The organism is Candidatus Pelagisphaera phototrophica (genome assembly GCF_014529625.1).
Classification (GTDB): Bacteria; Verrucomicrobiota; Verrucomicrobiia; order Opitutales; family Opitutaceae; genus Pelagisphaera; species Pelagisphaera phototrophica.
Window position 1 is genome coordinate 63,334 of record NZ_CP076039.1, and the last position, 12,471, is coordinate 75,804.

Below are 12,471 nucleotides of genomic sequence, written 5' to 3' on the forward strand. Positions count from 1 at the left end.
TTTCAGTTTACTCAACGATTAATAGACGCCTTCGATTACCTTTTTCTTTGTCGATTCGAACGGACGCACGTCCCCGACGCCATCCCAGGGGAACAGTTCGCATGGCCGTCGTCGAATAGCTTCGTCGCGCTCTAGAAATCTTGGCATGAAAAACTCCTTGGTCATGGTGGTCAGTTCCACTCGACCATAGGAATCGTATTCCACGCCTTTCGTCGAATCTTTGGGATCCACAATCCTCAATACAGCCCTTGGTTGCGGGGCAAAATAGGTGAGACTGTAGTTATCTTCCGCAGACAGCGGCCGACTGATCGCCAGACCCATCAATGTGTTGCCATAGGTAGGAGCAAAATTCACTTTTCCCTCCAAAACTTCCTCCGTAAGGAATCTGACGTATTGAGGGGTCATAGTGGTGCCCCCAACAAAAACCCCTTTAATACCCGCTTGTGGTATTGAGATGCGCTCAGCCAGAGCTTCCAGAATTGTAGGAGTCGTAAACACACAACCGATGCTGCGTCCTTTTAAAATCGTGATAGCCTGCTCAACAACATGCTCCTTGTACTTGCGAGCCATGTCATACTCGCCATCGCGAATCAGTCGTTTTACCCAGCGAGGATCCAGATCGATAAAATAACACGCGCCACCGCGAACGTTTGCCAAATGCTCAATCGCCAGTCGCAGTCGACGGGGTCCAGTCGGTCCAACCATTAACCAGTTCGCGCCCTTTGGAAAGAAATCGTCAGAGTAGAAATCACTAAATTCGGAGTAATCTACTTTGTAGTCTTCCCATCCAATACGTTGCTTTGGCATCCCAGTGGTTCCACCAGTCTCGAATACGTTGTAAGGCTTATCCTTGAAGGCCGCTGGGATAAACTGAGCCGGATCGGTATCCCGAAGTACTTCGTCATCAAAATTCTCGAAACGCATCATGTCCGCAAAGCCTGACACTTCGGTGAGCGGGTTCCAATCCGCCTCTTTCGCCCAGTCGAGCCAGTAAGGACAACCCGTTTCCGGCGAAAAATGCCACTGAACCATGTCCTGCGTATACTGGTCCAACTTTTCTTTAGCGGCGTCCACCGCGTTTGTGATATCTTTTGCTTGAGTCATTTCGTGAGAGTTTTGCCCCGATTGTCGCTCCCTACTATAAAAAATAGAAAGCGAAGAACCTTTGAGCTGAATTTCTTGAGAGTGTTAGTAGATAGCTAGACCTTCTTTTTAAAGAACTTGTCCAACGTATCTTGGGACGGGGCTTGCGTGAAAAGGGAAACCACCACCATGCAGATCGCGCAAGCAACGAAAATCACGGCAACTGGCATCACTCCACCCACTAGGTACGAACCATTGGCCCCATAGTCAGACTCTCTGAAGAGAATAAACCATGATAGAGCGCTTCCAATAACAGCCGCATAGGCTCCCGCCTTGGTCGCCTTTCTCCAGTAGATTGCTGCGAAAACAAGCGGAAACAAACCTGCGAAACCGCTAAAGCACCATATTCCAAGAGAGAACACCGATCTCGGTTCTGCCAACGTAAACAGGTACGTTACGAAAACGATGGTGCATATGAATCCTCGGGCCAGCAGCACCTTTTGTTTTTCAGAAAATCGGTCGATTCCGAAAAAGTGGACTACAATATCCTTGGTAAACATGGTCCCAACCGCCACGAACTGAGAATCTAAAGAAGACATTATGGCGGCCATGATACCAGCGGTTACAAGTCCGCCTATAATCGGAGTCGCTAATTTCCCGACCATCATTCCGAGTACTGCATTTGGGCTAGTTCCCTCAGGGATGACTGGTGTCACTCCGTCTGGCATTACGGCACCCGTTGCCCAAAGCCCGATTAGGATACAAGGTATCCACGTTATCATAATTGCGATGGGATGCGCGACTAGAGTCAGTCGGAAGGATTTCGCAGACTTCGCGGTCAGGCAGTTTTGAAATAAGTGAGGAAACATTCCCACCGATAGCGGAATGAAACAATAGGAAAGAAACTGCATCTCAGTCAGGTTTCCTGCACGAACCGCCTTGCCCGGATCCGCCATCGCTGACGCCGCCTGCATCCCTCCCAGCTTTGAGGAAATGGTGACAAACGCTATGAATCCCATGACGATGAATACACAGGTTTGAAAGGTATTCGCCCAAGCGGCACTTCTTACACCACCGGCAAAAATGTAGTAGAGAACCACGCAGGAAATGACGAGCATCGTCAACCACGGCGGGACCGCCCCTCCGGTGCTCGTAAAAATCTCGGGGAACGCTCCTCGCGTCACACCGTGCATAACGCTTCCTGCACCCATCAAACCGACCAGCAGATAAGGAATAATGAGTCCGACAAGTATTGGAAACAAGAGGTATCCTAGCTTGCTGCTTTCAAATCGGGCCCGAAAGAACTCAATCTGAGTATGAAAACCATTGCGTTTTCCCAGAGCCCAAAGTGGCAATCCGACGAGAAAAAAGCAGGCGGAATGAATGAGGGCAGAGGAAGAGGCTACTTTCCCATACGTCGCAATTCCTACCCGGTAGGACTCTCCGGTGCTACCCACCATAGCGAAGGCGGTCATCGTTGTGCCAAAAATCGACATAAAGAGGACGAGAGGGCCAATCGAGCGACTCGCCACAAAATAGTCGTTTGAATTTCCTCTGAAAAGCCGGCTACTAATATAGCCAAGAACTAGAAGAAGTATGAGATAGACAACTACGATTAATGTCTGGGTCATTGCTCATTCCCTTCATTTTCCTCTTCCACCAAATACTTTGGCCAAGCAAACCTTACAGTAACCAGCCAAGCAATTGCAGCCACTGCGGTGAATGCCATATGGTAAGCAAGGCCGATGGGTAAGATACCCAGAATTAATGTGGCGTCATCCCGGAGCCAAAAGTCCTGGTGAAGCACGAACAAAACCAGCATGAAAGTGATGACGACTCCTTTACTCATTTTCCGCCCTTCTTCAATGCGTACAAGTGAGTTTGAGTCGCAACATAGAGAACATCTTTAGCCACTACTGGACTACTGTAGATCGGAGTGAAAAACTCAACGGTAGCGAGTTCCTCCTTTTCCTTAGTCGCAGCGAGCACAACCAATTGGCCGTCTTCGTTTGGCAAATAAACTTTTTCATCTGCTACTAGTGTAGATCCCCAAATGCGGCTGTCAGTAGCGTGCACCCAATTTACTTTTCCCGTATCCAAATCCAAACAATGGATATCTCCATCGTACTCCGCGACGAAAATCATGCCATTGTAGATACTGGGGGTAGAGACTGTTCTGCCAATGTCCTTATAGGTCCAAATGGCTTTTCCTGTGATGTCGCCTTTCATGGAAGCATCAATGGCGCTAAGCATACCCACACCGTCGCCGTGTTCGGGGTCCTGTCCGATCAACGCAAACGCTTTGTTGTCGTGAACCACTACCGTACTGATAATTTCACTAGGACCCGGATAGGTGGCATACTTGATAGGTTTGCCCTCCTTCATTCGGTACTCAGGCGGATTGGCGTCATACCGGAAAACTTCATTGAGAATCTCATATCCTTCGGATCCCACAACCGGCTTCGGTTCAAATCCGTAACAAATTCCATCACCCCCGCCCCATATAATGAGGGGATTCCCGTTGATATCTCCGTAAGCAGGTGAGCTCCAGCTCGCGTGAAGCACTCGCTCAGAAACTTGAGAAGCCTCTTCACCCACCAGTTCGCCGGTCGTCTTGTTGAGAGCCACCAAAGCGGGTGAGAAAGGAGCAGGAATGTTGTTGTGGGACCAGTCAACCCCATTGGAAGTGGACACATACAGTAAATCGCCAACGACAAGCGGAGAACAACTGCTCACATTGTGAGGGAACACACCCAACTCTTCTCGCATGTCATAAATCCACAAAATATCCGCATGTCCATTCGTCAATTCCACCGGGTTACCATCCGCAGACATGTAGTTTGCCTCGTCCTGAAAAGGACCGTCGTTTCCGTTGGCCAAACCATTGAGATCAAGGCAGACCGCCTCGCCTCGGTTGGTAACGACATAAACTTTGTTTCCTTCGATAGCAGGAGACGAACAGAGACCCACATATTCCCAGTCGCTCACTTTGCCGGCTCCAAGCTTTGGGATCAAAAGCTGCCATTCGAATTCCCCAGTATCTTCGTTAAACGCCATCAGCACGCCTCGGTCACCCAACTGTTTAGGATCGCGGGGGGATTCATTATTCGTACCCGCAAATACCTTTCCACCAGCTACCGTCACGTTTCCGTATGCTTGTGATCCGAGCTTTGCCACCCAAAGCACATTTTCCGTAGTGGAAAGATCAATATCGTCGGTACCTGAAACGTAATCTCCGGGCTCGACATTTACCGGTAGGTTCTTTGCTTCGCCAATCATGTTGCGATCTGGGGTCCTACCCCACATTGGCCAATCAGAACCTTTGCTTTTATGGTGGTCGGCGAACGATGCGACTCCTATTGCGAGTGCGGCTAAACCTATACTTATTTTATAAATACTCATGCTGCTTAGTTGTTGGGCGTGATTTCAAGATTGTCTAAATAAACACGTTTTTGGGCTTGGGGGGAAAGCGCGTAAATCGCGGGTGCCCCCTTTTTGTGAAGTTTGCCTACGGGAACTTCGATCGTCCAAGCATTCGGCTCGGGTTGATCTCTTTCCCATGCTTTGGCCAGGATTACTCCGGTTCCATCTCCATTGTCTTTAATTGAGGTTTTAAGACGATACCAAGTGTTGGCCTTCACGTTGAACGGAACTGACTCTTTAAGGCGGTCGTGATTGCTCGACACTTCGAGTATCCTCCAATTGCCGACAAGAGCGATCAAGTATCTTTGATTGACCAGTCCAATGGAAGACATGATCCGGCGATTGCCATCTGTGAGCACATCTGCAGAAAACGTATAGTTAGAGAGATCGTGATGACCGACAAAATTCATCGTCCGCTGCTTGATTACGGAATCGAGAACATTGGTTATCACCTTTTCTCCTTCGCGCTCGATCACGCTCCACTTGACGCGGGCCCCGAGCCAAGTTGATGGCGGAAATGAAACCGATTCACCTAGATGATTCTTGGCTGTGAGGTCGAAGCTCTCAAAATCTTCACTATAGGAGGGTCCGGCGACAATGCGCCCTCGGGTCGTACCCGTGATGCCATTCGCGGTCGCCTTAACAACGCCCGCCGCATAAGCTGCGTCTTTTTTGACGTTCATTGTCTTCCCGGAAAAGCTGACTCCCAGCGAAACCCCGTCCCACTTAGCACTATCCAATTTTTTGATACGCTGCCCGACACTATTCAGGCCCCAAACCGTAAAGTCGACAGACTGACCTTTCATTAGTGCAAACTCCGCTGGAACGATTTGGAGATCCACGATCTTCTTATCCTTGATTTTTTCTTTAGCAGCTTTGACACCTACAAATTTGCCGCCGCTTTCTCCAAAACAATGCAAGGCCTCCTTGGTCTGAACATACACCTTGCCCGCGTAGGCTGAGGGAGCTGCTAGGCAAACGGCCCCCATTTCCGCTTCATTCAGAATCTCGCCATGATCATCGTAAGGCTTAACCACATAGGCTTTTCCATCCGCCATCGGTACGTAGAGCTTTCCGTCTGCGTAAAGAGGGGACGCGTGCAGCTGGTCGGGAGCGAGTTTGAGTGACCAAATCGTTTTTCCCGTTTCCGCATCAACGCAGAGAAGGCTTCCGGTAGCGATCGTACTGTAAACACGACCATTGTGTAAGACCGGGGAACTGCTAAACGAAACATGCTCGTCGTTTCGCCATACTTCATCCTTTTCCGTTAAAATAACCGGTTTGCCACCCGACGGGTACTTTGATGGAACTCGGTAGCAGACTAGCCGACCTTTCGCAGTCGAGTCGATGTTCTCTTTGCCGTGGATGGCGATGAACTTATCGTCCCCATAAGGCAGAACCGACGCGTTAACCCCGCCTGTGGAAATCGTGACCCGCCAGACGGGCTCACCCGTTCGCACATTCGAGCAAATAATGCTGCCCGACCCTGTTCCCGCTATGAAAACGCGTTGTCCATCCAGATCGGTAAACGTGGGTGACGAGTTGGAACTGTCGACGGGTCTTATATCCGGGTCGGATGACCAGGCAAGCTCTCCCGTACGTTTATCAAAGCCATAAAACCGGTCGCCAGGAGGGCCACTGGTCCCCCAATTTGCCGTTATGCCACGAAAAATGACGAAATCGCCCTCTATTACTGGTCCGCCCGTTCTGCCATTCGGAAATGTCAGTCGCCAGTATTCTTCTAGCATTGAGTGTTCCCAGAGCTTGTTCCCGTCCCGATCAAAAGCCAGAGCGAGTCCCGACGTCGGCATAAAGTAGACGTTGCCGGTTTCAGGATCGACGCAGGGCGAACCGATACCGTAGCGATTGTAAACGTTGTCGCTCAGGAAGTCACGCGACCGATATTCCCAAATCTTCTTGCCCGAATTCGCATCGAGGCAAAGCAATGTTTCTTCGACTAGCTTCCCTTCATTCTCTTCATAATAGCCGAAAACATAGGCTCTTCCATCCGCTATAACCGGCGTGCCCCCTCCATTAACGGGATAGCTCCAAAGGTGACTTTCTCCATATAGCTCCAAGGAGTCCGGAAGATTTTTTTCCTGGGAAACTCCCGTCTGCAACGGACCCCGCCATGATAGCCAGCCATCAACGCTTTTCGCCGAAAGGACCGGCATAAGCGCCAGACTAGCTATTGCGAGCACTGCTAACAGCCCTGCCTTGTTTCTACGGGGGTGAGTATTCGTGGATGCAGACGAAACGCCTATTTTATTTCCGTGCATAGCGATTAGGTATTGAAAAGCATAACGATTGGATTTCTTCCAAAGTTTCCCTTCTGGAAAAAATAATAGTGACAGCAAGTGGAACCAAACAAGCAACTCTTGCAGAAATTTGGGAGTGATAAGTAATTAAGCGATTCGGACGCATTAATAACGAAAGGTGAATATGGGACGAAACTGATACGAACACGTATTATAGTGTCAATCTGTTTATCACGCATTTAATCATTTGGCTCACTGCTGTAGGGTTCAAATTTCAGATTTAATCAGTTCTCAGTAGACAAGGAGAGATGATTTTAATACGTATGCATATTAATAACCCGTAATGAACCCACCCTCACAAATACCAGAAAGCCTAGCTAACGCCTCGCAAAAACGCTTCCCGCTCTTGTTACGCTCCGCTTGGTTTGGCCTGAATCAGAGTTTTCGCATTCGCATAAAGCCACTCGGGCTGACGCCTGACCAATTCACCGTACTACGCTGGCTACATGAAAAGAAACGCGAGTGCATCCGCCAATCCGACTTAGCGCAATTAATGTCGAGTGATAACAATACCATAACTTCCATCATTAACCGCATGGAAACAAACGGTTGGGTCAAGCGCTCACCCCACATCCAAGACCAACGCGCCAAACAACTCATCATCGAGGAAGCCGGGGAAGCACTGTATTTCAAAGGCCAGGCAGTCGCCCAAGCCCTTGAAGATGAAATCATGAATAGCCTAAGCGAAGCGGAACGCTTGATGTATTTGGAGTTCATGCATAGAGTGACGCAAGCTTGCCTCGATTCCCGAGACGCCAGCCGGAGAGCTTAGAATCTAAAGGAGAGGAAGAGGTCAATAGACTGACCCAGCTCAAGCCCGGGCAAGTCGACGCTTTGCTTTTGGTACTCCAAAATCTACCGACCCCAAACCCAGCTTCAAGCACACGTCCCTCCCCATGCTCCTGTCGATACCGCCGCCAATTACAGTCCCCGCGATCCCACAGATAATCCATAATTATAAAAACGCACAAATACCGTAAAGGTTGGGAATTCGAAGAAGTCAAAGTACGATCGGATTTCCCATTATCACTTTCAAGCAGACCCGTTTCGATAAGGCTGCCTCTCTATTGAAACCATCCTTGTCTGAAGTTTCTTTCTTCAACGGAAATCCCACAGCTCACAATTAGCCAATTGAACCGCCTCACGATGCCCGAATGAGATCGCAAAATCTCGACTAAGACCCAGATGCTCCCTAGCGAAGTTCTTAAGGAAAGAGATTTTTCCCGTGTTCTAAGTATGCAAAAAGATCCGTCCAATACGACGGATCTCTAATAAAATACCCTCGCGACTTCAATTTCCAAGAATGCGTCGCAGTGGACTGGCCTGTGTTACTACATGCTCCAAGGGGGGACCACACCTGAAGAGCGGGCGTAAGCGATCAGCTGTCCTAGGTGCTCGTAAGCATGTCCGCCCAACAAAAGCACCGCTCCCATCTTACTCGAATCGTTACCGAACAATTTTATGGATTCCGCAAGGCTGGCTTCGTCAAGACTTCCGACCGCTTCCTTAACAAACTGGATCGAATCTTTGAGAACCTTGATCGTGTCTTCTTTGCTTTTAATCGTCTTGTTGAACTGACGAGGATTAATCCCTTCAGGCATCTCTTTCCCAAGGAAACGCGCCCCGAGTCCATAGTTCGCTCCCGCAACATGCAGTATCGCTTCGCGAACAGACCGAACGCCTTCGGCGGGACGCCATTCCATCCCTTCAGCCGTAAACGCTTCCGCTAGGCTAACCATCTTGTCCGTTTCAACTGCGTAGGTTGCTAGAAAAGTCTGTTGAAATAGCGATTGACCGTCTTTTTTATGATGACCCGCAAACGCCGATCCAAAAAGCCCCCCAATGAGGAGAGCCGCTAACAATAGTTTTGATGTTTTCATAATGCGTAATTTTGAGAGTGACTAACTTACGTGCCGAGGAGATAGAATGTGGCACTGCGTTTCCTGTCAATATTACCTCGCTAATACCTCACCCCGTCACAATTACGCCCATGTTTCGCCCATCAGTTACCTTGCTCGCTTTTTCCTTAGGCCTCGGCTTGGGCTGTACAGACACTTTCTCTAACGACCTTCCTTGGACACGCCACACCATAGATGACAGCTCTCGAGGAGCCGACGGAGTGAAACTGGGGCATCTGAACAACGACGGGCTGATCGATCTCACCGTTGGGTGGGAGGAAGGCGGCCTAACGCGAGTTTATCTTCATCCGGGAAAGGAGGCCGTCACCGATATGTGGCCTGCGACTAAAATTGGGGCGACCCGTTCCGCAGAAGACGCGACCTTCGTCGATCTCAATCAGGATAATATTCTAGACGTCGTTTCCAGTTGTGAAGGAAATGAGCAGGCACTCTATCTTCATTTTGCTCCCAATGAGAGCGATATCCTCAAGGGAGAAAAATGGACCCAAAGGCCCCTTCCCGGCTCCGTAGGGATGACTCGATGGATGTTCGTCACTCCAACGGAAATCAACTTTGGCGACCAATCCGAGCGTTTACTGGCCGCCGGGAGTAAAGACCCGAATGGAGTCATAGGATTCTGGAAAATTCCCAAATATGCTGAAGATCCCTCTAGCGACTGGAACTGGCACCCTCTGTCCAAAGCCGGGTGGATTATGTCCATTATCCCGAAGGATATGGATGGCGACCAGGACATCGACATATTCTTCACTGACCGAAAGGGGGATACGCGAGGAGCGTATTGGATGGAAAATCCGGGTTCAATTGACCTTCAGTGGGACAAACACCTGATTGGAGGCAGTAACGAAGAGCTTCTGTTTTCAGACCTGAAAGACCTGAACTCTGACGGCCTCGAGGACCTCGTGGCCACCGCAAAAGACAATCGGCTTCTCTGGTGGCGACGACTCGATCGATCGGGAAAATCTTGGGAGCTAGAGGAAGTCGAATACCCGAAATTTTCAGCACGAGCTAAAGCAGTGGCTATCGGAGATATCGATGGAGACGGCTTACCCGATCTAGTCGCAAACTGCGAAAACGCGGATCCGCCCCTTCAGGGAGTTTTCTGGTTGCGTCAGAGCAAAAACAAACCGCTCAAGCAATGGAAAGCGACTGGGATCAGCGGACCCGAAGGCGTTAAATTTGATCGAATCGAACTCGTCGACCTGGACCTTGATGGCGATTTAGATATTCTTACCTGTGAGGAACATCACGTGGTTGGGGGAGAACGGATGGGTTTAGGAGTAATTTGGTACGAGAATCCATTCTGAACCTCAGTCCTTGGCCTAAGGGTGAAAGAAAAACTGAAACCTTCGAACTCGAGCAACCGTTCAACTAGAGGATCCGTTTTCGCTACGAGACGATTCCAGAGAATAATCTCAACTCCATGACACCTATGAAGAAACGCACTATCACTCTTTTATCCACACTTCTAATTGCCGGAAACGCCTCAATTATGGCCCAAGACGCGCCGCGTGGTCCAGGAGGACCAGGCGGCAACCGCGAACGCCCTAATTTCTTTGCATTGGCTGACAAAGACGAAAGCGACACCGTAAGTCTCGACGAACTCGTAAAATTCAGAATCGAGATGATGAGTCGTCGCAGTGGGCAGGGACCAAGGCAAGGACAGGCAGAAGGACGCCAGGGTAGAGGCGACCCAGCAGCAATGGCGACCCGCGTAAAGGAACAGCTCAGCGTCGCATTCAAAAAGGCCGACACGGACGAAAACGGTGAACTCTCCAAAGAGGAGTTTGCCAAAATGCCTCAAGGCCGAGGGCCTCGCGGTGGCGGACAACGCGGCCCAAGAGCGGGCGGGGCCTAATCGGCAAAACCCTTTAGCTCAATCCATTCGATCGCTACATACCTTCGGGTTGCAGCGTCTCTTTAGAGCTTTTGCTCTTCCTCGAGGGCTTCAACCTCCTCTTTTTCCACCGCACGCACTTCTGTTTCTGCCTCGTAAGCCAGGATCGAGTCCATTAACATCGCTGCTTGGGGATGGTCCTTATCCCAAGCCAACGTATAGATAAACTCGCTTTTAGCTGCGGTATAGTCCTGCTGAAAATAGTGGATGTATCCTAAAACAAAGTGCGCTTTGTAGTCCCTTGGATAATCGCTCACCCAGCGAGCGAGCGATTCGCAGTGCTCTTCAAACCAATCTGGATTCGCGTACAACTCCGCGACGCTGAATTCAACTTCCGTCCACTCTGGGACCAACTCCATTCCGCGAATCAAGTCTTCATAGGCAGTTCGGTAGTCAGCTATGGCTATATGGGCCTGCGCCCGGGCCAAATAAAGAACCCCATTTTCAGGATCCGCATCGATCGACTCGTTAAAGGCAATTACCGATTCGTAAAAGCTTCCTTTGGCAAAAGCCGCGTAAGCCCGACTCAGTGGAGATGAATCCTCATAAACATCCACCGGATCTTCCTCAATGTATGCCGATTTTTCGTATACATATTTTGGCACATTTCGACGGCGAAAGTCTCCCAGATTCACAAAAAAGTAGAAATTGTTTTTCCTGCCTCGAGTGTAGTAGTTTCTCGGGTATACACTCCAAACTCCTCCATAGTAGTAGTGCCCACAACTGGAACCATGCACATGTCCCACATGGCCGTGAGTGTACCAGCCTGAGCCATCGTACAGATGACCGCAAGTTGAGGAATGCCGATGAGAGAGTGGAAAATCGAACCAGACGCTACCCGATCTGTAGTGCCCGCAACCATCGAAATGAGCATGGAACCTAGAATAGTTTCTCCAGACACCTCCCCAAAAGTAATGGCCGCATCCCAATCCGTGATGATGGACACCCGAATGAGACAACCAAGATCCATGTTCATAGAAATGACCACAACCAGGACCATGTCGATGGCCAATGGAGAAAGAAACCCATGAGCCCCCATGGAAATGATGCCCACAACTAGGCCCATGTCGATGGTACCTAGAGTAGTCATACCATCGGCCATTGTAGTTATGATGGCCACAGTTGGCACCATGTACGTGCTTATGGTCTATATCGAAATGGGCGATTTTAGCGAGCTTTCTGGGTGCGCCATGCGAAGAATGCACATCTCTAGCTTGCGAGGCGGCTAGGTTAGATCTCCTCGGGGGGTCTCCTACTGACCTTGCGAGCCAGGAAACGGTAGCGTCTCGCCGCTGTTCGCGTAGTTGTTCCGAGCGATTTGCCACTTCTCTTCTCGAGGCATTATAGGCCGTTCTAGATCCCTGTCGATCTTGAGAGTAAACCGCCGCTGCAGTTGAGAGGTCCCGCTCCAGAGGCACTCCCATTTCCCGTTCTCTCGCTTTAGAAGGCTGAATCAAAGTAGAGTTCCGAATTTCAGGTCGAGTCCCTGCGTTGGCACGGGTTGAGTTCGCCGTCCTTGCTTGCTCACTACCCCAGCTCTGCCTTCTCAAGGGAGTACCAGTAGTAGCGTTCGAATACGCGGCCACTGGGTTTCGCACCCCACTACTGGACCGCACATTAGAGGATAAATCTCTCGGACTCGAACTGCTGTTCGAACGGAGCGTGATCCCCGTGGATCGGTTTCCAGATCGAATCACTTCCGATCCGTTGCGACCCAAGCGAGATGAGGAAGCCGAGTTCGATCGATTGACCGAGTTCCCAGAAATACGGGGGGCCGATGTTGCTTGCTCGGGTGATCGGGTCGGACGGATCGTAGTAGATGAGGAATAACGGT

The 12,471-nt window shown here is 50.0% G+C and carries 12 protein-coding genes; 4 read left to right on the forward strand and 8 right to left on the reverse strand.

Going from position 1 to position 12,471, the window contains the following annotated elements:
- Positions 1-18: 18 nt before the first annotated feature.
- The 5 genes from GA004_RS00300 to GA004_RS00320 all read right to left on the reverse strand — a co-directional run bounded on the left by GA004_RS00300 (position 19) and on the right by GA004_RS00320 (position 6,785).
- A complete protein-coding gene (locus GA004_RS00300; RefSeq protein ID WP_283395287.1) occupies positions 19-1,104 on the reverse strand; it encodes a hypothetical protein in 1,086 nt (361 codons plus the stop codon).
- A 95-nt stretch (positions 1,105-1,199) separates the two neighbouring features.
- A complete protein-coding gene (locus GA004_RS00305; protein WP_283395288.1) occupies positions 1,200-2,714 on the reverse strand; it encodes a sodium:solute symporter family protein in 1,515 nt (504 codons plus the stop codon).
- On the reverse strand, positions 2,711-2,932 hold the full coding sequence (locus GA004_RS00310; RefSeq protein WP_283395289.1) for a DUF3311 domain-containing protein: 222 nt from the start codon (positions 2,930-2,932) through the stop codon (positions 2,711-2,713). The genes GA004_RS00305 and GA004_RS00310 overlap by 4 nt, the downstream gene beginning before the upstream one ends.
- On the reverse strand, positions 2,929-4,485 hold the full coding sequence (locus GA004_RS00315) for an outer membrane protein assembly factor BamB family protein (RefSeq protein WP_283395290.1): 1,557 nt from the start codon (positions 4,483-4,485) through the stop codon (positions 2,929-2,931). The genes GA004_RS00310 and GA004_RS00315 overlap by 4 nt, the downstream gene beginning before the upstream one ends.
- A 5-nt stretch (positions 4,486-4,490) precedes the next feature.
- Positions 4,491-6,785, reverse strand: a complete 2,295-nt coding sequence (locus GA004_RS00320) for an outer membrane protein assembly factor BamB family protein (protein WP_283395291.1) — start codon at positions 6,783-6,785, stop codon at positions 4,491-4,493.
- A gap of 322 nt (positions 6,786-7,107) precedes the next feature.
- On the opposite strand from GA004_RS00320, the gene GA004_RS00325 reads away from it, so the two are divergent.
- Complete coding sequence (locus GA004_RS00325) at positions 7,108-7,596, forward strand: MarR family winged helix-turn-helix transcriptional regulator (protein ID WP_283395292.1); 489 nt, start codon at positions 7,108-7,110, stop codon at positions 7,594-7,596.
- Between the two features lie 559 nt (positions 7,597-8,155).
- Here the strand turns inward: GA004_RS00325 and GA004_RS00330 are convergent.
- Positions 8,156-8,704 carry a DinB family protein gene (locus GA004_RS00330; protein ID WP_283395293.1) on the reverse strand — a complete coding sequence of 183 codons (549 nt, stop codon included), beginning with the start codon at positions 8,702-8,704 and terminating at the stop codon, positions 8,156-8,158.
- 110 nt (positions 8,705-8,814) lie between these two features.
- Between GA004_RS00330 and GA004_RS00335 the strand changes: the two genes are divergently transcribed.
- Positions 8,815-10,047 (forward strand): FG-GAP repeat domain-containing protein, encoded by a 1,233-nt coding sequence (locus GA004_RS00335; RefSeq protein ID WP_283395294.1) that lies wholly within the window; start codon positions 8,815-8,817, stop codon positions 10,045-10,047.
- Positions 10,048-10,172: 125 nt separating this feature from the next.
- Positions 10,173-10,598, forward strand: a complete 426-nt coding sequence (locus GA004_RS00340) for an EF-hand domain-containing protein (protein ID WP_283395295.1) — start codon at positions 10,173-10,175, stop codon at positions 10,596-10,598.
- Between the two features lie 62 nt (positions 10,599-10,660).
- On the opposite strand, the gene GA004_RS00345 is transcribed toward GA004_RS00340, so the two are convergent.
- Positions 10,661-11,242: a tetratricopeptide repeat protein gene (locus tag GA004_RS00345; RefSeq protein WP_283395296.1), complete on the reverse strand. Its 582-nt coding sequence runs from the start codon at positions 11,240-11,242 to the stop codon at positions 10,661-10,663.
- Positions 11,243-11,268: 26 nt separating this feature from the next.
- Positions 11,269-11,757: a hypothetical protein gene (locus GA004_RS00350; protein ID WP_283395297.1), complete on the reverse strand. Its 489-nt coding sequence runs from the start codon at positions 11,755-11,757 to the stop codon at positions 11,269-11,271.
- A gap of 371 nt (positions 11,758-12,128) precedes the next feature.
- On the opposite strand from GA004_RS00350, the gene GA004_RS00355 reads away from it, so the two are divergent.
- On the forward strand, positions 12,129-12,467 hold the full coding sequence (locus tag GA004_RS00355; protein ID WP_283395298.1) for a hypothetical protein: 339 nt from the start codon (positions 12,129-12,131) through the stop codon (positions 12,465-12,467).
- Positions 12,468-12,471 lie beyond the last annotated feature (4 nt).